The sequence below is a fragment of the Psychrobacter sp. AOP7-B1-25 genome (assembly GCF_052376195.1).
GTDB lineage: Bacteria > Pseudomonadota > Gammaproteobacteria > Pseudomonadales > Moraxellaceae > Psychrobacter.
Window position 1 is genome coordinate 29,608 of sequence record NZ_JBQSVK010000001.1, and the last position, 23,353, is coordinate 52,960.

Genomic DNA, 23,353 nt, shown 5'->3' on the forward strand with positions numbered 1-23,353 from the left:
AAGAGCCATTCTATAACCTTACACTGGTATGCTAAACACGAATAACAAAGTAGTGCTTATAGTAAGCAGTACTGATGGCAGTAACATATGATTGATGACAAACATAAAATAGATAGCCCACAACTGTATTCACCGAGCTTGGAACCTGCATTATCTGATAGCTATATAGAGCCTTTCTCAGTCGTGCCTATTGAAAAGATGAGTGAATACCACCAGCCGTTGACCGATGGGTTTTCACGCCGGTTGACTTATTTGCGCTTGTCGATTACTGACTTCTGTAATTTTCGCTGCGAATATTGCTTACCAAATGGTTATCAAGGTAAGCGCCCTGATGATGAGCTGAGTATCTCTGAAATTGCGACCTTGGTGCGCGGCTTTGCCCAAGTAGGTACCAAGAAAGTTAGAATCACGGGTGGTGAGCCTTCTATTCGTCGTGATGTTGTCGAAATTATCAAAACGATTAAACAAACTGACGGTATTGAGACGGTTGCGATGACCAGTAACGGCTACAAATTAGGTAAACATATAGCCAACTGGCAAGCTGCTGGACTCGATCAGCTTAATATCAGTATGGACAGCTTCGATGCCGCTACTTTTCACAAGATGACAGGCTTTGATACCTTGCCGCAAATATTGGCTGACATGGATACATTGCTAGAAACGACTGATATTAAACTGAAAATAAATAGTGTCCTAATGGCAGAGACTGCCTTTGAGAACTTAGTCACGGCGATCGACTATGTCAAAGATAGACAAGTGACTTATCGCTTTATCGAATTTATGCAGACCAGTGATAATAGCGATTTATTTTTTGCTCAGCATGCTCAGTCTGATATTATCACCGATTACTTGTTAGAGAATGGGTGGCAGCCGCACGAGCGCGGTAGTGCCGATGGCCCAGCAGTAGAGTACAGCCACCCTGAGTATGTCGGTCGTATCGGTATGATTGCCCCATATGCGGCGCACTTCTGTGATACCTGTAATCGCTTGCGGGTAAGCAGTCAAGGCAAGGTGCATTTGTGTCTGTTTGATCAAGGCAACTACGATATCCGTCCATACTTACAGCAAGACGATATACAAGGACTGGTGAACACTTTACATAGCTTTATGCCGATCAAACCTGAGCATCATCATTTGCATGACTCTAACAGTGGCATCATGCACAATCTATCGATAATCGGTGGGTAAAACACCTTGAGTCTGCAATCATGACGCTGATAGAGACTGTTTTCCAACGCAATCGTTTTTCAACATAGCTTTTTTTGATACAACCACTTTTAATACAATTATAAAATGACATCTATAAAGGATTATTTATGAGTAAGCCTGCTGCACAATTTACACCGCTTAATATTGCTGTATTGACCGTTTCTGATAGCCGTACGCTATCAGAAGATACGTCAGGCCAGTACTTAGTAGATAGCTTGACCGAAGCAGGTCATCGTTTAGCAGATCGTCAATTAATCACCGACGATATTTACCAAATTCGCGCAGTCATTAGTGGTTGGATTGCTAGCTCAGACGTTCATGCGGTTATTACCACTGGTGGCACAGGGTTCTTTATTAGAGATAGCATGCCAGAAGCTGTGAGTGTACTATTTGATAAATCAATTGATGGTTTTGGTGAAATGTTCCGTCTAATCTCAAAAGATGAGATCGGTATGTCTACCGTACAATCACGAGCAGTTGCTGGCATGGCCAATGGTACGGGTATATTCTGTCTACCAGGTTCTTCTGGTGCGTGCCGTACTGGTTGGGAAAATATCTTAAAAGATCAGTTTGATAGTCGTACTCGTCCGTGTAACTTCGTGCCGCATTTTTTGGCACAAAATCCTAGCCATGATTGAGTTATAAGTAATTGAGCTATGAGTGATATACCATCAAGCTTGACAGGTAATAGCATAGTGACAGATTGCTCAAATAATCTGGATAGTTTGGCAGGCGTGGTTATCTTGGCAGGCGGCGCATCTAGACGTATGGGAACGGCCAAGGCTATGCTGACGCTACCGTCAGGTGAGCAGCTGCTAGATTATCATGTTCGTCATGCGAGCAAGTTAAATACTCCTATATTGATTGCAGATAATGGGCGTGGTTTTCAAGTTGGTTCAGATATAAATCTAGAGAACTCTAATTTGCCTGTTATACATATTAGTGATTACGGCTCTGATTCTGATAAGCAGATCGATACCGGCGGCGCATTGGTCGCTATCGAATCAGCCTTACAAACATTGGTCGGTTTGAATGATTCAGGCGTATCAAAAAATGTACAAGTATCGTGGTTGCTGGTTATCAGCTGTGATAGCTTAATACCAGCAACTGACTTGTGGCAGAAATTACAAGGTAAAATAAGCCTTGCCGCTGATGAGAAAGTAATTTGCCTAAAAGACGACAGTCACCTATATCCATTGTTAGGGCTGTATCAGTTAAACATCGAACCTGATTTAAAGGTCTATATAGATAGCGGACAGCGTAAGGTAATGCAGTTTATTGAGCCGACTGTGCAACCTGTACCATTTAGCAAAGCGTGGCAAAACCTAACCAACTTCAATACGCCTGAAGATTTTGAGCAGGCATGTGCCGCTCTACCAAAATAATAAAAATATCACATAAGAAAGGTTATATAAATGAGTGACAGCGTTCAGATAAATCAGCAATCTACTTTATCTCACTTAGACAGTGATGGTGATATTACCATGGTTGATGTCAGTGGTAAGACAGCAACGACGCGAGAAGCTAATGCTACTGGTCAGGTACGCTTTCCTGATGAGATTTATGCGCAGATTAAAGCGGCTGATGGAATGACTAAAAAAGGCAGCATCACACAAACAGCTCATATCGCTGGTATTATGGCGGCCAAGCGCACTCATGACCTTATACCGCTTTGTCATCCACTACCGCTAGATAAGATAGGCTTAAGCTTTGATTACAACGACGCGCTCAGCAGCATCACGGTCAGTGCGGTGCTCAAAGTCACGCATAAAACAGGAGTTGAGATGGAGGCGTTGACAGCGGTTAGCGTTGCTTGCTTGACTATCTATGATATGACCAAAGCGCTATCGCATGACATCGTTATAGATGATATTCATCTGGTGAAAAAGACAGGTGGCAAGTCAGATTACAGTCATGCTTAAAATGATAAAATTGTAGAGTGCGTCATCAATAAAAGTATGCTAAATAATAAGCAAGGAAGCTTGTATAAGATGGAGAAGTTTATGAGTGCTATCGATATCGAATCAACGATGAATATCAATGTCATGTATTTTGCCAGTTTGGCTGACGAGGCCAAGTGTCAGCAAGAGACAGTTAGCGTACAGCAGGATACGTCACTAACTGAACTATACGAACAGCTTAACCAAAAGCATCGCTTTAGCCGTCCGCAGTCAGAGCTACGCGTTGCAGTAAATGACTACTTTGCTAAATGGACTGACCAGATAAATGATGGTGATAGCGTGGTTTTCATCACGCCAGTCGCTGGTGGTTAGATAAGCGTTTATTAGTGTCCATTTTGTCAGTAGCTATTTAGTGGTTACAAAGAAAAAATAATAAATAGAGAAAAAAATGCCCGACAACGTCCACGATCATTCAATGACCATCAAACGTAGTACTGACGAAGCTTACCTAACAGCTGAGCGCGATGGTTTTGCGCTACTAGATATTGCTATAGATGAGGATAGGCTAAAAAGCACGTTAGACGATGACAGCTGCGGTGCATTTGTCTGCTTTGAAGGGCGAGTGCGTAATCATAATAATGCCACCAGCGTTGATCGTCTTACCTATTATGGTTATGAGGATTTGGCAATCAATCAGGGCCGTGCCATTATAGAAGAAGCCAAAAAGCGTTTTGAAATTACACATGCTATTGCAATACATCGAATTGGTGCACTAGAGATTGGCGATGTGGCTGTGTGGGTTGGGGTAGTATCAGCGCATCGTTATCCAGCATTTGATGCTTGTCGCTGGATATTAGATACCATCAAAGCGGACATTCCTGTGTGGAAGCAAGAATACTACGAAGACGACTCGTCTAAATGGCTCAGCAATAATGGTTAAGTCATTAGCTACTGTCTGTGTAACTGCTTGTTTTCTATTGTCACTAAATGCTTGTACGCAAGACAAAGACGCCAATACGACGCTTGCTGCTGATATCACTGAACCAGCCCAGATTTTGCGTATTGCTGCGGCCGCTAACTTATCTGATGTACTACCTCATATTATTGACAGCTATCAGACTGATAATAGCTCGCCTGCCCAAAATATTTCAGAGATTGAAGTTACTTATGCTTCTTCTGGTAAGTTATATGCACAAATCAAAGCAGGGGCACCTTATGATATATTCTTATCTGCCAATCAAGATTTCCCTGCTAAATTGGCCGATGAAAATTCAGCTGGTGCTACTAGTGAAGAACGTAAACTAACCAAGCCTTTTACGTATACCAGAGGTCAATTAGCGCTCTATAGTGTCACCAAACCTTTAAATAATTTTACGCCAACATCGCTAGGTGATGTGTTTACCAGTGCTGACTTTACTCAGGACAGCAAGGTAGCTATTGCTAACCCTGACCTTGCTCCTTATGGTGCCTCTGCAAAAGCCTATCTGCAATCACAGAATATATATGATAAGTTGAATGCTCAAAAAGTTTTGATACAGTCAGAGAATATCGGTCAAGCATTTCAATATGCGCATACGGGTAGTGTGGACTATGGTTTTGTCGCACAGTCTCAGCTTGTTGCAATTAAAGCCAAGCCTGAGCAATTTATTACTTTGCTGCCAGAGTCTTATCCAGCTATCTTACAAGATGGGATAATCATTCATAACACTGACCAAGCAGCAGACTTCACCGACTACCTGCGCTCAAAAGCAGGGCAGCAGCACTTCTTACAAGCAGGCTATCTGGCCGTCCAGTAATACGTTAGACTAACCCCTCTCATCATAGAACGAGCAGTGACATTATATGATTGACCAGTCTCTTATGTCAGATATGCTCAGTCCATTTTGGGTGAGCATCAAGCTAGCTTGTGTGACCACTTTATGTCTATTGCTATTTGCGACGCCTATCGCTTATTGGTTGGCTAAGCCGAGTCGTATAAAAGCAATAGGACGTCTCAAGATACTGCTCATGGGCATCATTGCAATGCCTCTGGTGCTACCACCTACCGTGATTGGTTTTTATCTATTGTTATTGCTCAGTCCTAGCATGGGCATTGGTAAATGGTTGAGCGAGCATAACATCAGCCCATTGATTTTTACCTTTGAAGGTCTGGTCATCGGTTCAATTATTTACTCATTACCTTTTTATATACAACCCGTGTATGCACAGTTTTTACGTATTCCGAAAAGTGTCACGGAGGTCGCTCATCTTTTAGAACCAAGCCGTATGCGACGGTTTATGAAAGTGGCCTTACCGCAAGCGCGTGTGGGCATCATTTTGGGGAGTTTGGTGAGCTTTGCTCACACCATTGGGGAGTTTGGGGTCGTACTGATGATAGGCGGCAGCATCTCAGGCAAGACTAAGGTGGTATCGATTGCGATATATGAGCAAGTAGAGGCGCTCAACTATGAGGCAGCGCACATGATGTCTGGTATTTTGATTATCATGGGTATAGTGATGGTAGCGTTGATCGCTAGTGTGAGTCGAGTTAGTCAGCGCTCATAGGGCTGAAGTATTTGAATGCGAGTTAAGTATTAGCTAGCAAAGCTATATAAATAATGCCTAAACAGAATATGCAGACACAAAAAAACCTCAAACAATCTAATGCTTGAGGCGAAACTTGCTTAAACTCGAAAGTCTAAATTCGTTTTAAATATGGCGCAGCGGACGGGACTCGAACCCGCGACCCCCGGCGTGACAGGCTAGAACCACTAAACTTTATAAATCGTTATTAAGTTATATTAACCTATAAAAATATACATATCAATATCTTAAGTCAATAAATAGCTATGACATTTAGCGCAATTCAAGACATTTTACGTGAGCTATATTCCATATTTTGGTCACTTAAAATGTGTAATTATTGCACATTAGTATTTAAAAAACGTATAATAATTATACATATTTTTTTTGCGTTTATTATTTGTATTACCGTTTTTAGATTATTATCTATTAGATATATCTGGAAAATTAGCTTCTAAAGTTTAAGGAATGGTCTATCCAGTTCAACCAACAAGCCACCCTTTATCCAAACCATAATCTATCCATTTTACTTTTATCTGATCGGTAATATTCGCGTTAGGATAAGTAAATACAGTACCGCCAAGATAAAGCTCATCTCCGATTTTATACGGTTTTTCTTCAAAGGTCAGAATCTCTGTATCCGCATCCCAAGAAAAAGAAGTGTCTTCCAGTGCCAGTAAATAAGTGTTGTCTTTAGTCGTTACCTCTTCATTGTCCCTAGCTAAAGCAAGACAGTTATCCACACTTAATATCTGCCTATCTACTAGCTAACTCTCATCTTTATACTTTCTTTATATCCTGCCTATTTATCTTAATAACACTTTTATACTTCTCTCAGCATACTAATGACATTATCCAATGAGCAGCAAGGTCTTAGTAATCTTGCGGCAATTAATTGACTGATCTTGGTGTTAGGAGAGTGCTATGGAAGTATTTTCAGGGCTTATCGCCCTAGGTTTATTTGTCTATTTGCTATACGTACTGATTAAACCGGAGGCGTTCTAATGACCATCCAGGCCTTATCTCAGTTGATTATTTATCTTCTCATCTTATTTACTTTGGGCTATTTTTTATCCGGTTACATCATGCAGCGTATGCAGGCACCGATATCCCGTCTTGAATCACGCAGTTTTACTACACTCGGTATGCTTGGACGAGATAGCAAAGGTAATGTTGCGTCGGGGATGAACTGGAAACAGTATGCACTCGCTATTGTCTTATTTAACATCATTGGCTTTTTGGCGCTATTTATATTGCAACTGGTGCAAGGCAATCTACCGCTCAATCCGCAAGCGATGACCGGAGTTACTTGGGACTTGGCCATGAATACGGCCATCAGTTTTATGACCAATACCAACTGGCAGGCTTATGGTGGCGAAAGCACCATGAGTTATCTCACCCAAATGATGGGTATGTCGCTACAAAACTTTTTGTCAGCAGCAACAGGTATTGCCGTCGCTTTTGCCTTGATGCGTGGCTTGATATTTAAGAAAAGCGCTCACCTTGGTAATGCGTGGGTCGATTTATGGCGCTGTAATATTTATATCCTATTACCGATAGCGACAATCATCGCGCTTCTATTAATGAGTCAAGGTGTCGTACAAACCTTATCGACCTATATGGACGTGCAAACCCTTCAAGGTGATACCCAAACTATCGCCTTAGGACCAGTCGCGTCACAAGAAGCGATTAAAATGTTAGGTACTAACGGCGGTGGTTTCTTTAACGCTAACTCTGCCCACCCGTTTGAAAATCCAACGCCTTTTTCTAATTTAATTCAGATGCTCGCTATTTTTCTTATTCCTACTTCACTGTGTTTTTGTCTCGGTAAGATGAGCGGCAACCTGAAGCAAGGGGTGGCGATATTAGCAGCCATGACCGTATTGTTTGTCGGTATGTATTCATTAACGGTGAGCAGCGAGCTTACTGGTAATCCTTGGTTAACGTCACAAGTGTCAGGGCTAACCGCTGCTGATGTCAGTGGAAATATGGAAGGTAAAGAAGTGCGCTTTGGTATTGTGGCTTCATCGTTATTTGCCACTATTACTACTGCAGCATCATGTGGTGCGGTAAATGCGATGCATGACTCATTTACGCCCATGGGCGGCTTTGGTTTGATGTTACAGATGCAGTTAGGTGAAGTGGTATTTGGCGGTGTCGGAGCTGGACTGTACGGCATGTTGCTCTTTGCGATATTGGCGGTATTCGTATCAGGGCTCATGATTGGACGGACACCAGAATATCTTGGTAAAAAGATTGAACCATTTGAGATGAAAATGGTTGTATTAGCATTACTTGCAGCACCCACTATGGTGCTAATGGGAACGGCGATTAGTGTGATGACTACGAATGGTCAAGCAGGGATTTTTAATCCTAGCGCCCATGGTTTCAGTGAAGTGCTGTATGCCTTTAGCTCTGCTGCCAATAATAATGGTTCTGCTTTTGCAGGGTTGGGGGCCAATTCGGTCTTTTATAACTCCATGCTTGGGCTTGCGATGGTGGTTGGGCGTTTTGGGGTCATCATTCCAGTACTGGCTTTGGCAGGATCGTTGGCGAAAAAACCAAGACTTGAAGTCAATAGCGGTACTTTACCGACGACCACGCCATTATTTGTGGGTCTATTAGTCGGAACTGTGCTGATGATTGGCGCATTGACTTTCATTCCTGCGTTAGCGCTTGGACCTATTGTAGAGCATATATGGATGATGAAAGGTTAGCCGCTGCCTATTTGTCTAGACTTCAGCAAATTTGCCAAAGTCGATAGATTTGATAATTTGATAAATAGACACTTACCTTTTTAGTGGTGAATTGCTCCCTTTTTATGATTATGTTAGGAATAAAGACCATGAATGTTTCAATAGATGCTAATAATAAAGACTTAGATGTGCCCCCTCAGCAAGAGCCTGATAACTCTGATTTACCCGAAAAACCTTCCCAAGGCCTCCTAGATCCGGCGTTGATTAAACCGGCGCTAAAAGATGCGCTACTCAAGCTTGATCCTCGCGTTCAGTGGCGTAATCCCGTGATGTTCGTCGTTTATATCGGCTCATGGTTGACGACCATATTAGCCATTAACATGTTAATCCAAGGTCAAACGGGACTACTCTTTACTTTGTTAATTACCTTTTGGCTATGGTTTACCTTATTGTTTGCCAACTTTGCTGAAGCCTTGGCAGAAGGTCGCAGTAAAGCGCAAGCATCGAGTCTTAAGCAGGCACGTCAAGATGTGCAAGCGCGTAAGCTTGCTAGTAGCGAGCGATTATCCGCAGCTACTATAGTGCAGGCGACTGAGCTTAATCAAGATGATATTGTATTAGTGCAAATGGGAGAAATCATTCCAGCGGATGGTGAGGTGATAGAAGGTCTTGCTTCAGTCGATGAATCAGCCATTACTGGTGAATCCGCTCCTGTAATCCGTGAAAGTGGCGGTGATTTTAACGCAGTCACTGGCGGTACTAAGGTCTTGTCTGACTGGCTGATTATTCGTATCACCCAAGCGCCGGGGCAAGGATTTTTGGATCGTATGATTGCCTTGGTAGAAGGTGCCAAACGTACTAAAACGCCCAATGAGATTGCACTGACTATTTTGCTTATTGCATTAACCCTGATATTTCTAATGGTTTGCGTCACCCTGTTGCCATTCTCTCAGTTTGCAGTGCTCGCATCAGGTCAAGGCGAACCCATCTCTATTGTTATTTTAGTCGCATTACTGGTCTGCCTTATTCCAACAACGATTGGCGGTTTATTATCGGCTATTGGCGTAGCAGGTATGAGTCGTATGATGCAAGCCAATGTCATTGCGACCTCTGGACGTGCGGTAGAAGCTGCTGGCGACGTCGATGTACTATTGCTCGATAAGACCGGCACTATTACTTATGGTAACCGTCAAGCTTCTTTATTTCTGCCTTCTAACGGTATTAAGGAGAACTTGCTAGCTGAAGTGGCATTGATTAGCTCGCTAACCGATGAGACGCCCGAAGGTCGCAGTATCGTCAAACTGGCCCAAAGCCGTTTTGATATCGATGAGAATGTCTGGAAATCAAAGCCATTTAAAACTATCGAATTTACCGCACAAACTCGCATGAGTGGTACCGATATTGAGCAACGCTGCATCCGTAAGGGCGCTTATGACGCCATTGTAAATTGGGTGACAGAACAAGGTGGTACGCTGCCTAATAATCTAGAGCAACAAGTAGAAGAAGTTGCTCGCCGTGGTAGTACACCACTGTTAGTTGCAGATGGTCAACAGATATTAGGCGTTATTGAGCTCAAAGACGTGGTGAAATCTGGTATCAAAGAGCGCTTTGCTGAATTGCGAAAAATCGGTATTACTACCGTGATGATTACTGGTGACAACCCTTTAACGGCTGCTGCTATCGCTGCTGAAGCTGGGGTTGATGACTTTATGGCGGAGGCTACCCCAGAACAAAAACTTGAATTGATTCGTAGTTATCAGCGCCAAGGTAAGCTGGTGGCGATGACTGGTGATGGTACCAATGACGCGCCAGCACTTGCCCAGGCTGATATTGCCGTTGCTATGAATAGTGGGACTCAAGCGGCCAAAGAAGCGGCAAACATGGTGGATTTGGACTCAAACCCGACCAAGCTTATTGAAGTGGTGCAAACCGGCAAGCAGATGCTGATGACCCGTGGGGCGCTGACGACTTTTAGCTTGGCTAACGACGTCGCTAAATACTTTGCGATTATTCCAGCAGCTTTTGCTGGTACTTATCCCGCCTTAAACGTTTTAAATATTATGCATTTGGGCAGCCCAAAGAGCGCTATTTTATCAGCGGTTATTTTTAATGCTTTAATCATTGTATTTCTAATTCCACTAGCGCTGCGAGGCGTCAAGTATCGTCCAAACTCTGCTATTAACCTATTGCGCCGGAACCTCTTGATATATGGATTGGGCGGACTACTGCTACCGTTTGTGGGAATAAAGGTTATCGATATGCTCATTAACGTATTGCAATTGGTCTAATCATTCATAAGGAATATTACTATGTACACTCATTCTCATCCAGATACTGACTCCAAGCCATCACTACAAGATGCAACAGGTAGCAGCAACACACTAGATAACGCTGCTACTTATATGCCAATGCTCAAACCTGCTGTATTACTATTTATACTATTAGGTATCATTTTAGGGTTATGCTACCCATTATTGATGACTGGCGTCGGGCAAGTGACTATGCCCAATCAGGCAAATGGTAGCTTAATAGAAAAAGAGGGGCAGCTGGTTGGCTCTGCGCTTATCGGTCAACAGTTTGACCAACCACAATATATATGGACACGACCTTCTGCTGCGGGTGAAGGTTATGATGCCACCCAATCTTCAGGTAGTAATTTGGGACCTTTAAATCTTGAACTTGCCAGCAATGTTGAGTCGCAAGTGCAAAAGCTTAAGGCGGCTGATCCACAGAACAAAGCGCCGATACCGATTGATTTGGTGACCATGTCGGGAAGTGGTTTAGATCCACATATCTCACCTGCGGCGGCACAGTGGCAAGCCAATAGAGTGGCAAGTATACGCGGGATAAGTATCGAACAAGTACAAAAAGCGATCAATGATAATACCGATAGTAAGCAGTTTAATGTCTTTGGCGAGCCGCGTGTCAATGTGCTGGCAGTTAACTTAACTTTAGACGAGATATCTACTCTCTCGGTTAAATAGTAAGACAGTATTAGCCAACACTATCGGATTAACCAAAAGCCGCTACCTTACCTAAATTACTTTTATTGAAGAGCTATCGAGGGTCATTATGAATATTAACCGCCCTAGCCCAGATGCGTTATTGCAGCAAATCAAGCAGCAAGAGTATACGGTCAATAGAGGTAAGTTAAAGATATTTTTTGGGGCGTCGGCCGGGGTTGGTAAAACGTATGACATGCTGACCTCTGCCCACCAAGCACAAGCGCATGGCCGTAATATATTGATTGGCATTGTAGAGACCCATGGCCGCAGTGAAACGGCAGCGCTGGTACAAGGGCTATCAGTACTGCCGCTACGCGAGATTGAATATCGTGGACAGATGCTGCAAGAGTTTGACATTGATGCCGCTCTCGCCAGTCATCCAGATATTTTGCTGGTTGATGAGTTGGCACATAGTAATATTCCAGGATCTCGCCATCCTAAACGTTGGCACGATGTTGAAGAGTTACTAAAAGCAGGTATCAGTGTTTACACGACCCTAAACGTTCAGCATTTAGAAAGCTTAAATGATGTTGTCAATCAAATTACTGGAGTCGTGGTTCAAGAAACCTTGCCCGACTGGTTTTTTGATCAGGCAAATGAAGTGGTATTGGTTGATTTACCGCCAGATGAATTATTGGCGCGTCTTCACGAAGGTAAAGTATACATTCCAAGCCAAGCCAAGCACGCTATTAATAACTTCTTTCGTAAAGGTAATTTGATCGCGCTGCGAGAGCTGGCATTACGCCGAACCGCAGACTTGGTCGATGCCGATATGCAAGATTATCGTAACCAAGCTCGAATTTCACCTATTTGGAATACCGCAGATCAGCTATTGGTAGGAATCAGTACGGGGGCAAACAGTGAACGCCTCATTCGTCATGCTGCTAGGCTGGCCAGTAGTCTACATTCACAGTGGTATGTGGTACATGTCGATACGCCACGCGGTTTAAATCGTTCAGTTAATAATAAGCAGAAAGTTTTGGAGGCATTGCGTTTAGCGGATGATTTGGGTGCAAAAACTGAAGTGATTAGTGCCATTACTGTGGCAGAGGGTTTGGCCAGCTATGCCCATCAATTCAATATTGGCCGTATTATTATTGGACAAAACCATGCTAACCGCTCTAGACCGTATCACTGGGGACAATCGCTGGTAAAGCGCATCTCACAACAGGATGTTAATTTAGACTTGATATTAGTCAATCAAACTAAGCAGTTAAGTAAAACTATTAATGAGCGTCAATCCCCGTCTTGGAACATGGCAGAATTATCATCGGTAGATAACCGTAATGGTTATCTCATGGCAATTTTGGGATGCGGATTAGTAACCGTTACCTTAGTGGCTCTCACGCGCTGGTTTGATTTAGCCAACGTAGTCATGCTGTACTTGTTAGTGATTGTTTTTATCTCAGTACGCTTTGGACGCGCGCCTGGTATATTAGCTGCTTTTTTAAGTGTGTTAAGTTTTGATTTATTTTTTGTTGAACCTAAGCTGTCATTTAATGTCAGTGATGTCCAATACTTAGTCACCTTTGCCGTTATGCTTATCGTCTCTTTAATCATTAACAACCTAGCAGTTGGCCTGCGATTTCAGGCACAAGCTGCCCGTAAACGTGAACAACAGGCCATATCCATGAGCTATCTTGCTCAAAGCCTAAGTGCTGCTCGTAAAAACAATGACATCATCAGCCAAGCTGCAGCATGGCTAACACAGCATATTGCTAGCACTGCAATTATAGTGATGCCAGACGTGGAAAATAAACTGGTCGTTATGACTGACTGTACGATACCTGCAGAATTCAACTGGGTTGTCACCCGATGGGTATTTGATCATAACGAAAGCGCGGGACTAGGAACTAATACACTCACCGCCAATACGATGCACTATCGGGCACTCGCTACATCAAATCAGGTGCTCGGTGTTTTAGCACTGATGCCTACAGATAGTGAGAGTTTCAATCAACCCGAACAACAAAGAACCCTTGATATGGCCATTGCCCAAATAACGCTAGCCTTAGAGCGGGTATATTACGCAAAAGTGGCTCAAACCGCGCTCATAAAGGTAGAATCAGAGCGGCTGCGTGGGACTTTATTATCGGCCCTGTCTCATGATATCCGAACGCCAATAACGGTATTATCTGGTTTAGCATCTTCTCTTGCTATCCAGAGTTTAACGGCAAGTGAGCAGAAGCAACTGGCAGTCGATATTGAGCAGCAAGCAAACGTCATTCAGCGTTTAGTCATTAATATTTTAGATTACGTCTCGCTACAGTCTGGCGGCATGAAACTAAACAAGCAATGGGTGAGCTTAGAAGAAATCGTTGGTAGTAATATCCGTCAGCTTGAGCACTATTTAAAAGAGCGCCAGATAGAAATAGACATTCCCCATAATATTGACTTTATTTATACCGACGAATTGATTTTGTCGCGTATTTTAAATAACTTAATAACCAATGCAATCAATTATACCCTAGACAATGCCTGTATTTGCATCAAAGCAATGCTTGATAATAATCGGCAATACCTGATAACGGTGACAGACACAGGAGAAGGTCTACCTGTAGGTATGGAGACGCAAATATTTGAGCGCTTTACTCGAGGGAATTCGGAAGGTACTACAACGGGATTGGGTTTAGGCTTAGCTTTGAGCAGAGATTTAGTTGAGCATCTGGGTGGCACGTTAAGCGCTAATAATATACAACCTCACGGTGCACAATTTATTATAACGCTACCTTGGCAACCTTTGCCTGAACAAGATTTATTGAGTGACGACTTTATAGCAAGCAGCCCAAACATTGATTCAGCAAACTTAGCACGATAAGTGCTATATCATAAGGTTAATACTAATAGCGAAAAACACACTAATGAAGACCATACTAATTATCGAAGATGAAGCCCATATTGCGCGATTTATTAAAACAGCGATGGAGCAAGAAGGCTATCAAGTTTATATCGCTGATAGCTCGCACAGGGGCTTAATAGAAGCTGCGACGCGCCGTCCTGATTTACTTATATTAGATCTTGGCTTACCTGACGGTGATGGCTGTGACGTCATTGCAGATATTAGGACGTGGTCCTCATTACCTATTTTAGTATTATCAGCTCGCAGTGATGAACAGGATAAAATAAAAGCGCTCAATTTAGGTGCGGATGATTATTTAGTGAAACCTTTTAGTATGGGCGAATTGGTTGCGCGTGTTAATGCACATATGCGCCGCTGGCAGGTTGGCTACGAAGCACCTAGTCAGATAGAGCTTGGCAATGTCAGCATCGATCTCACGCAGAGACAAGTCAAGAAAAATGGTAAAGACGTCCATTTAACACCTATTGAGTATCGCTTGCTGACTGTCCTGATCCGTTATGCGGAAAAAGTACTGACCCATAAACAACTGCTTAATGAAGTTTGGGGTAAAGGTCATAACCATCAAGAACATTATGTTCGCATATTTATGTCAAATTTACGCCAGAAACTAGAAGATAATCCTTCTCGACCAAATTTCTTCTTAACCGAAATCGGTGTCGGCTACAAGCTACATATACCTAAAGACTGACAATACATGAATGTATTTAGTCTCCTAACTAGAATATTAAGCTGATGGTAAGATGCAAAAAAAAGAGGGAAATATCATGAACAAGCTCAATATGTCCGCCATAGCCATTGCTATATTGGTGCTGTTATCAGGTTGTGATAAATCAATAAAAGATCCCAATATAGTATTTTCAGAAAATAATAAAGATCCTATGAAAGAGCTTGAAATAACCTCAGCCGTCGATCCCCGTCAATTAAGTTATAAACAAACCTTTTATGTGCCCATTTATTCAGACATTTATATTGATAGGTACAATGAAAAAGTATTGCTATCGGCGACTTTGAGCATTCGTAATACCACATTAGAAAAATCACTATATATCAATAAAATTGATTACTACGGTACTAACGGAGAGCTAATAAAATCATATATCAAGAACTCAATTAAGCTGCCACCTATGGCAACCCTCAACTATATCGTTGAAAAAGAAGAAAATAAAGGGGGTCCTGGTGCAGACTTTATCATTGAGGTTGAAGCTTTAGATGATACGGTTAAACCAGTGATTGAGGCGGTAATGATTGGTAATTTTAATAATAAAGCTTTTGCTTTTAACACGCAAGGGACACCAGTTATGCACTGATAAAAAATCATTTTATATTCAATGTATATCGTTCGTTAACTCATAAGGTGGAACACAAAAATACATTTTAAAAGTGACCTTCTTTATCTTTAAATTGTCCATTTGATCAATAACGATTCATCTGATAGCTCTGTTCTAACCTGAACTTAGGCATGTTCAAAAGACTTCTTTATTTGAATATTACTAAAGATTGTAGCAATGTATCCATTAATAATACATCTGGCAGTAATTCAGGAATCCTTTGCTTGGTATGTGAAACCTTTAAGTTTGTTATGATTATTCACAGTACCTCGAGTCTTATCGATAAGCATTGAAAAATCTTTCTGACTAAGATAGTTTATTGGAGATTCATCTTCATTACCAAATATTTCGTTCCAAATAGCGCTACTATATTTGCCTTTAGCCTGTGATAACTCTCTAATTTCGGAATACATGACACCTGGTTTTGAAAGTGAAAGAATAGAAATCGCCCTAATATAATCCATATATATAAAGTCTATTACGTCTTGGTCAAACTTATCTTGAATTCTTTTTTTTACTCTGTTTATCTGTTCATCAGTTTTATTCTTTGTATCATGACCTTGAGATGTTGTATAACTTAGAATCACAGTATTTTCATTAGAAATATCATTTAGATCAAATATAGGAGAAAAACAGCCCCCGATGATTTCGTATAAACCGTCTTTAAATATGACAGAAATATTATGAATAGGTATGTCAACTCTGCTGCCAAAATAGTTAGGTACGTTTTTGAGATAGGTACTCTTATCACTACTAATATAGGCTTTGATCAGTACTTGATGAAGCCTACTGGCTAAAGGATGGAGTTTTACGATTGAGTTGCTATTTAAACTAATCGTTTTAGCAGATAGTTTCATATTACGCTACTTCCTTATTAATTCTGTCACCCATCATAATGAATACATAGTGACAAAATATTTGTATTGTCCTCACATTCCACTGCTTTATAGGTATAACAGAGTTTGCCCTATTTTGAATTCTTGTAACTTCAGTCTGACTAGCGAGTGAGAGCTCTACTCGGATCTGCCTTCGATTTTGGCAAAAATTCTCTTCTTGCTCATTATCCATATTTATTCTCTGTGAAATAGGTATATCTTTTAAAGCGTCGTTCCAATTATTCTGATCTTTTTCGGCAGCTTGTGCATAGTTGTAGTAGCTCAGTCGAATATCTTTTTTATAGACTAGTTTACGAATAACTTGAAGGTAGTTATAGAGGTCTACTGCGCAGTTAAATATAATAAAATTTTTATTATATTGAGAGTGAGTAAGTGTATGATATATAAATTGATGGATATGTTTTTTGTCCTCACTCTCTAAGTAAAGGCTACGAAATTTTTCCGTCATTTGCATCATGATTCTTCTATCATCATCATATCTATCCTTAACAGGTAATAAGCCTCCTTTATTATTGATATCAAACAACCTAGGGTTGCCTTTCCTAGTTTGAAACTCTAAATCGTCTCTTAGTCGCTTTGCATTACGATGCCATGTTTCAACAGTTTCTTGACTGACATCATAGATATGCATGAGGTTCTCATAATCACCTTTCTGAGTATAAGCTTCAAGAACTTGATGTACTTCATCGAAAGAATATTTCTTAACTTTTACAATTTTTTCATCAAAATCATCATTCAGTATTTTACTGTGCATAGGTTTCGGAAAATAAGGCAGTTTAAGCTTATCAATGAGATATTCATTTAGTCTTAAATGCATATTTTTAGTTTCAAATTTTTGTCTTCTCGGTATTTTTAGTATCTGATTGTGCTTCATAGCTAGTTTAAAATTGGTCTGCCATAATAATAATCCCACCTGAATGTCCGTAAAATGTACATATGATGAAAATGTTGTACTAGGGGTAGCGTGGCCTGCTATTCCTGCCAAAGCATATATTTTCTTGTACGCAAGATTCGTTTCGAAATGATTGATGATGCTAGCAGCTTGAGCTGATTCGTAGGGTAGCAAGCCTTTTAAAAACGTTGCACCTGGATGGCCATTAAATTGATAGTCTTTATCGTATAAAAATGACATTAACTGAAAATTAGTTAGACAACTATGACGTAGATGATGTGTAGTAAGATAGCTTAAGCCAGTAACCTCTTTTATAAGATGTGTAAGCATTTTTGATATTGTTTGAGCGTTGTAAGACATGCCATCTTGGCTGGCTATAAGCGTTTGACCTTTATCGCCTGAACGTTTGATGTAAATACGCTTAATTAACTTAATATCAGACTCTGTTAAGAGTTGTGCAAGTAATACACGACGTAAAGCAGAGAGGCTTTTATTGTTTCCAAACTTATTATTTCTAATCTCTAGATAATTCTGAGTTTCGGCTACATCACGCAATCTTATTTTAACTATTTCACCAATTCTCAGCCCGCACCGATGTCCTAATATTAACGCTAAGCTCAAAGCCTGTTTTTCATCTACATTTGTAGTAAGGCTATTAATCCTATCAAGGATAGCTTGGAACATCTGCTCTGATATATAACCAACTTTATGATGGGGTTTATCGCTTGTAATCAATGGAGCTATAGGTTCTATATGGTAGTGTTTAACCATGTATTGGTGTATTTCATTAATTAATGTAGCGACTGAATTCTTTGCTTTCGTGGTCTTACTGAGTTCAGTCATCTCACTGTATAGCGTTATAAAATCTTCTTCCTGATAACTTTGTAGGTTTGCATCTTGAGTAAGTGCTAGCCAGCGACTAGTGATGGTATTACTATAGGTTTGAACACTGCTTACTTTACAGGTACGTGCTTTCAATAATAGCCAGCCAACTATTGCCTTTTCTTGTAAAGAGCTTTGATCACTTTTTAATCGATTATAAATTTCATCTAGCTCTTTAATTAATTTCTTTTCAGATAATTTGGCATTATTTTCTTTAACGTCTTTCCTAAGTAACTTCGCTATCTCTACTACTAAGCAAGGACTACTTTCTACATGGCTATTACTATCCATGTTAGTCAAAACGCTATTAAATTCTTCTTGTTTCTGATTTTCATTATGTTGAATATTATAGATCAGAGACTGCCAATTGGAAGTTGGCAAGCTATAGGTGTTTTCTTTACCCGTTATAATGTACCAAGTATGTTCAGGGAGATCGAAGAGGAAGTGATTTTCTAGCACATAGACTGCACCCATCAAAAAACGTTTCAAACCAAGTTCTATATTATTTCCCTGATTTGCTTGTATTAGTTGTATGCTTTGATACCGTTTGTATATTGTGAGATTTCTATCACGATCAATAACGTTATTTTTCTGCTCTTTGATATAAGACTGAATAATATGAGCTGATAGTGGAGAAATAAAAACCTGTGCTTGATGTACTGCTTTTGACTCTTTATAAGTATTTGTATGATAAGCCTTGTCCTTAACGATCACAGTGATGGTTGGCAAACCTGAAATTTGTTCAATTTTTAGACGTTTCCCAATTATTTGATCTAATATCTCCTGTAGTACAGGAGCCTTTAGGATTGCACTGTGAAAGATTAGAGTGAATAAGATATCACTTACAGTTATATCAACAGTTTTTTTATTTTCTAAACCTTTAGCCCAGTTTAGATAAAAATCTAGTATACGCTTACCATCATTGAACCATTCTTGTGTACGAAAAGATTTGGCACGAGATGATTGAATGATAAGTTTAGGAAAACCTATATCAATATTTTTATCTTCTATTCGACTTTGACAGTATTTTACGGCGTGATTGTATGAGGTAGAATATCTCTTAACATCTTTAAAATATTTATTAGTAGATAAATTAGTATCAAACTTTAGCCACATTAGGTCAAACGCTCGCTGTTTATCTTCAGAAGCTGCAATTTTTGTCAGGTCGATGTGTTTGTCTATTAGTTCGCAAGCTAACGAAAAGCGCTTTTCTTCTAGTTTATCTCGTTTTTCTTCTCGTATCTTGATACCAGATTTTTGACGTGCCATCTTTAGCGCTCCAATTGAATGACTGTAAAGCCAATACCTTTGATAAGCTCATCTAGTGTATTTGCAAACTCTCTAAGTTCAGATCGTTTCAAACCGCTAAAAGGGTCGTAAAAGTTGAATCCCAGTTCATCAGAATGTCCCATCCAAGCACTAATAACGTCATATCCAATTGGTCTTTCATTGAGGTCTGAGTTGTATGAATATTTGCCAATATGTATATTTTTTAGCGAGCGTATAAAATGTCTATGCCAATTAAGAGGTAGCAATATATATTGTGACATGCGCTCTTTTATGAATACTTTGTTTAACTTCAACTGAATAACAGTATTGGTTATCTCATCTAATTTTAGATAACTTATCAGTCCAATATGACTATCCAAAATACCCATGTATATTTGACCAATATTATTTCCTAACTTATTAAAAAGAATGCCATTACTTTTAATAAATTTTTCATACTCCTTGATTTGCTGACATACGGTGTTTGGTAGATAGATGAATCTGCCAATAGTGTCAGCTTGCACTTCCTTATCGCTAATAAAATAGACTCCAGTTCTGGTATCTATATCTGACAACCTGCCAAATGGCTCAGTAACAGGTCGATAACCACTTGCAACAGACATCAAAACGTATAGATAGTCCATAAAGCCGTTATGAAGACAAACCAATGAGTCTAAGTTGTTTAACTTTAAATCTACAGTAGCGGCTTCTACTTTTTGTCTTAGTTTAACTACAATATCTTCTAGTCTAAACTCATTAACAGCTAATGCGCTCCCTATAGTCTTATTCCAATAATTTGTTGATATCTCATCGGGTAATTCAAAAAGCATATATATTTTAGTTTGATTTGGATCATATTTATCTTCAAGTAGCTCTATCAAGTGATCCATATAATCTCGTTGACATCGATATAAATCATATTGACTGACATTATAGTAAGGTAGTGCTGAGAGGTGATGAACAGGACAGTTAGTCAACACCTCTATGAGCGCTTTATCTATATTTTTTTGAGCTAAATAGTGCGGTAAGTAGTTTCTAACCTTATTTATGCTCAGTCTTATTCCAAACTCTTTATTGAGTTTACGGAGATCCTCTTTTGCTTGTTCGTGAATAGAGTCTCTTATTTTATCATCAGTACTTTCAATCATTTCAATATGCATTGCACCTAACGGGGACGGCATAAAAAGATACAGCCTGTCTGGCTTATTCGACTTATTTAATTTATAGGTACACAACGATTTATCCCAGTCATCATCGATATGGCTACGTACTGGACAAAACGTGAGTTGGTAGCGATAACCGTTAGCTCCATGCCTTAGCTGTTCGGAAGTATATATATCATGAATACCTGTCAGTAAGAGCATGTATAAATATAATGCGGATTGATCAGATATATCGAATTTAAACTTTCCCTCTTCATATTCATGCTCATATTCGTACTCTTTATCAATAGATAAAAAATCAAGTCTGCTTAGTTTGCTAGCTATATATTCGACCAACCTTTTTATTTCGTCTTCATGTGCCGTATTAACATCAGTGACCTGATTCATAGCATTTTTTCGACGACTGTTTGATTGGCCCTCTGCTTTTACCAGATCTAAATAATAATTACTTGGATTATCTATAGTTACTTGCTCAAAGGATTCCTGCTCATTATCTTGGCGTTCACCAGCTTCAAAAGCATCTGTATTACTTGTAGATTCAGAGATATTTGCTAGATCATTGATTATGTTTCCTGTCGTGTCGTCATAATATGAGGGACCACTAACAACCTGATAAGGGGTGCTGGTTACTCGAGTAATACCAGAATCATTTTTGAAGTAGTTTTCAATCGGTAGAATATACTCATAAAGATATTGGGCTATACGCTCATTAATATCATTTCTAGCATCGTTGGAAGGAAATAATGTATTTTTATCCAGTAACTTGCTTCCATACCTTTTTATTTCTGACTTAAAGGTATCAGGGGAGTTATCAAGCCATCTGGTGTAATTATCGTTATTTTGAGCTTGGATAAGGTTATCCTGAACATCCTCCAAGCTATCCATTTTCGTTAAATCAGGTAAGAAAGGGATCAAAAACTCACGGGTTTTATTAGTTAAAAATCGGCATTCATCAAGTGTGGTTTCAATCCTACTGTCATAGTCAGTCAACTCAACCATTTTAAGACAGAGAAAGAGGTAGAGAGAACGAATGCTATTTATTTTTGGTGAGTCTGAACGACTGGCTAAAAAAGTAATGAGGTAGAGACTTTTGAGATATTTATGACGTGTTTTTAAGTTTTTCAGGAAGTTTTTCTGGTCAATACCGCTTTCGTATGTCTGAATTTTCTCTGATTCAGTTAAGGTAGAAACCATGTCCTTTGTTTTTATCCATTCAGTTAAAGCACTATACTGCCTGTTAAAGGCAGATTTAAATTGTACAGGCAAAGTGTTTTTCAAGAACCTTAGCTCAATTAGTAAGGATGAAGCTTCATCGCTATTAGGATCAGAAAAATCAACAATGTTTTTTTGTAGCCATTCTTCGATATTTTTAGAGCGATTATCTTCATCAGCCATTGTTCTGTAACCATTACAAACTATTTCCTTAACTGTAGCTCCATTTATATAAAGCATCCAGCGATAAAACAAAAAAAAGACACCTGTTTGGATGTCTTTTTGTTAAATATAGGGTTGTTCATATGTTTTGTAATATTCCTCGTGCTATCAGTAGCTTATCTAAAGCACTTCCGTCTTGACGAGTTAGGTTTGGCACATAGCGAGAATACACTGTGAATAGCATTTTTGTGTTGCTATGACCCATTTGCGCAGCAATCCATTCAGGCGACTCACCAGCAGCAAGCCAAAGCGTCGCGGCCGTATGTCTACTTTGGTAAGGATTTCGCTTATCAAGCTCTAAATATCGTAGTAACGGATACCAAACTCGCTTTGTCACATTACGATGATTCAAAGGAGTACCCGCTTTTGTGCAGAACACGAACTCACTTTGATGTTTAGTTAGTTTCTGCTGACCAACTAATGCATCATAAACCAGTTGGTTCATCTGAATGATACGATTCGAACCTGAGGTTTTAGTTTCGCCTATTACACCATTAACGACTGCTTGATCAACGATGATTTGTCGGCGCTCAAAATCTATATTTTTCCAAGGCAAGCCATCAATCTCACCTGTACGCATACCTGTAAAAAAGCGTACGATATAGTAAGGCTTATAATCTGCTCTCACGTTATTGATAATCAGCATGACCTCTTCTAGAGTAAAAGGACTGACATTACTTTTAGGCTCACTGAGTGGTTTTATATTCTTCCAAGGGCTGTCAAAATCAAAACGCTCAGAGGCTTCGGTCAGCACCATACGTAATGGCGTCATGATATGATTAATGCGAGACGCTGATAAAGTTCGTCCGTTATTACCATCTTTGACTAACTTGCCTCGAAAAGTCATGATTTTGGCTTTGCTGATGGTATTTAGCGGTAAATTGCTAAAATGAGGAATTAGGTAAATTCTAAATATATCTTCCACATTACTTATTTGAGAGTCCCGCCATTCTGGCTTTTTCTCCTCTAACCAAACTTTGCTAAAACTATCAAAGCCTGAGCTTGAGTCCTTATGACTATTCGTTGACTTCATAAGCTCTAAGCTTTGAAACTGCTCAAGCTTTTTACTTTGCGGAAAATAGTTTTCATATCGAAAACTACCTAATTGAATGTCTGCCTCCATCTTGCTAACGAAATTTTCTAGACGCTTTCGATTAGGCTTAGTGTCTGCCAGTAAGGTTTGCTCTCTACAACGTTGACCTATATATCGGAAATCTATATACAGGTTGCCATTACGGCTATTGATACTCGCCATG

At 40.0% G+C, this 23,353-nt stretch carries 20 protein-coding genes; 15 read left to right on the plus strand and 5 right to left on the minus strand.

Annotated features, from left to right (window positions below; translation table 11 throughout):
* Positions 1-87: 87 nt before the first annotated feature.
* The 8 genes from moaA to modB all read left to right on the plus strand — a co-directional run bounded on the left by moaA (position 88) and on the right by modB (position 5,654).
* A complete protein-coding gene (gene moaA / locus ACT3QR_RS00135) occupies positions 88-1,188 on the plus strand; it encodes a GTP 3',8-cyclase MoaA (protein WP_444519397.1) in 1,101 nt (366 codons plus the stop codon).
* 128 nt (positions 1,189-1,316) lie between these two features.
* Entirely contained in the window at positions 1,317-1,847 is a 531-nt protein-coding gene (moaB, locus tag ACT3QR_RS00140; RefSeq protein WP_444519398.1) for a molybdenum cofactor biosynthesis protein B, read from the plus strand.
* Positions 1,848-1,865: 18 nt separating this feature from the next.
* Entirely contained in the window at positions 1,866-2,594 is a 729-nt protein-coding gene (gene mobA, locus ACT3QR_RS00145) for a molybdenum cofactor guanylyltransferase (RefSeq protein WP_444519399.1), read from the plus strand.
* A gap of 30 nt (positions 2,595-2,624) precedes the next feature.
* Entirely contained in the window at positions 2,625-3,131 is a 507-nt protein-coding gene (gene moaC, locus ACT3QR_RS00150; RefSeq protein WP_444519400.1) for a cyclic pyranopterin monophosphate synthase MoaC, read from the plus strand.
* Positions 3,132-3,212: 81 nt separating this feature from the next.
* A complete protein-coding gene (locus tag ACT3QR_RS00155) occupies positions 3,213-3,482 on the plus strand; it encodes a MoaD/ThiS family protein (protein ID WP_444519401.1) in 270 nt (89 codons plus the stop codon).
* Positions 3,483-3,558: 76 nt separating this feature from the next.
* A complete protein-coding gene (locus ACT3QR_RS00160; protein WP_444519402.1) occupies positions 3,559-4,050 on the plus strand; it encodes a molybdenum cofactor biosynthesis protein MoaE in 492 nt (163 codons plus the stop codon).
* Positions 4,043-4,906, plus strand: coding sequence for a molybdate ABC transporter substrate-binding protein (modA, locus tag ACT3QR_RS00165; RefSeq protein WP_444519403.1), 864 nt, complete (start codon positions 4,043-4,045; stop codon positions 4,904-4,906). The genes ACT3QR_RS00160 and modA overlap by 8 nt, the downstream gene beginning before the upstream one ends.
* 46 nt (positions 4,907-4,952) lie before the next feature.
* Positions 4,953-5,654: a molybdate ABC transporter permease subunit gene (gene modB / locus ACT3QR_RS00170; RefSeq protein ID WP_444519404.1), complete on the plus strand. Its 702-nt coding sequence runs from the start codon at positions 4,953-4,955 to the stop codon at positions 5,652-5,654.
* Positions 5,655-6,154: 500 nt separating this feature from the next.
* On the opposite strand, the gene ACT3QR_RS00175 is transcribed toward modB, so the two are convergent.
* On the minus strand, positions 6,155-6,415 hold the full coding sequence (locus tag ACT3QR_RS00175) for a hypothetical protein (protein ID WP_444519405.1): 261 nt from the start codon (positions 6,413-6,415) through the stop codon (positions 6,155-6,157).
* A 181-nt stretch (positions 6,416-6,596) separates the two neighbouring features.
* Between ACT3QR_RS00175 and kdpF the strand changes: the two genes are divergently transcribed.
* From kdpF to ACT3QR_RS00210, 7 genes are all read left to right on the plus strand, one after another.
* Complete coding sequence (gene kdpF, locus ACT3QR_RS00180; protein ID WP_084674193.1) at positions 6,597-6,677, plus strand: K(+)-transporting ATPase subunit F; 81 nt, start codon at positions 6,597-6,599, stop codon at positions 6,675-6,677.
* A complete protein-coding gene (kdpA, locus tag ACT3QR_RS00185; protein ID WP_444519406.1) occupies positions 6,677-8,389 on the plus strand; it encodes a potassium-transporting ATPase subunit KdpA in 1,713 nt (570 codons plus the stop codon). Before kdpF ends, kdpA begins: the two co-directional genes overlap by 1 nt.
* 128 nt (positions 8,390-8,517) lie before the next feature.
* Entirely contained in the window at positions 8,518-10,656 is a 2,139-nt protein-coding gene (gene kdpB / locus ACT3QR_RS00190; RefSeq protein ID WP_443548621.1) for a potassium-transporting ATPase subunit KdpB, read from the plus strand.
* A 21-nt stretch (positions 10,657-10,677) separates the two neighbouring features.
* Positions 10,678-11,352, plus strand: a complete 675-nt coding sequence (kdpC, locus tag ACT3QR_RS00195) for a potassium-transporting ATPase subunit KdpC (RefSeq protein ID WP_443518047.1) — start codon at positions 10,678-10,680, stop codon at positions 11,350-11,352.
* Positions 11,353-11,440: 88 nt separating this feature from the next.
* A complete protein-coding gene (locus tag ACT3QR_RS00200; RefSeq protein ID WP_443518049.1) occupies positions 11,441-14,191 on the plus strand; it encodes a DUF4118 domain-containing protein in 2,751 nt (916 codons plus the stop codon).
* Positions 14,192-14,234: 43 nt separating this feature from the next.
* On the plus strand, positions 14,235-14,921 hold the full coding sequence (locus tag ACT3QR_RS00205; RefSeq protein ID WP_020442997.1) for a response regulator: 687 nt from the start codon (positions 14,235-14,237) through the stop codon (positions 14,919-14,921).
* A 76-nt stretch (positions 14,922-14,997) separates the two neighbouring features.
* Positions 14,998-15,540, plus strand: coding sequence for a DUF3124 domain-containing protein (locus tag ACT3QR_RS00210; protein ID WP_100749150.1), 543 nt, complete (start codon positions 14,998-15,000; stop codon positions 15,538-15,540).
* 230 nt (positions 15,541-15,770) lie between these two features.
* On the opposite strand, the gene ACT3QR_RS00215 is transcribed toward ACT3QR_RS00210, so the two are convergent.
* The 4 genes from ACT3QR_RS00215 to ACT3QR_RS00230 all read right to left on the minus strand — a co-directional run bounded on the left by ACT3QR_RS00215 (position 15,771) and on the right by ACT3QR_RS00230 (position 23,352).
* Positions 15,771-16,418 (minus strand): hypothetical protein, encoded by a 648-nt coding sequence (locus ACT3QR_RS00215; RefSeq protein ID WP_100749151.1) that lies wholly within the window; start codon positions 16,416-16,418, stop codon positions 15,771-15,773.
* A gap of 1 nt (position 16,419) precedes the next feature.
* A complete protein-coding gene (locus ACT3QR_RS00220; RefSeq protein WP_444519407.1) occupies positions 16,420-19,500 on the minus strand; it encodes a tyrosine-type recombinase/integrase in 3,081 nt (1,026 codons plus the stop codon).
* A 2-nt stretch (positions 19,501-19,502) separates the two neighbouring features.
* Positions 19,503-22,058 carry a hypothetical protein gene (locus tag ACT3QR_RS00225; RefSeq protein ID WP_444519408.1) on the minus strand — a complete coding sequence of 852 codons (2,556 nt, stop codon included), beginning with the start codon at positions 22,056-22,058 and terminating at the stop codon, positions 19,503-19,505.
* A gap of 118 nt (positions 22,059-22,176) precedes the next feature.
* Positions 22,177-23,352 (minus strand): Arm DNA-binding domain-containing protein, encoded by a 1,176-nt coding sequence (locus ACT3QR_RS00230; protein WP_444519409.1) that lies wholly within the window; start codon positions 23,350-23,352, stop codon positions 22,177-22,179.
* Between the last annotated feature and the right edge of the window lies 1 nt (position 23,353).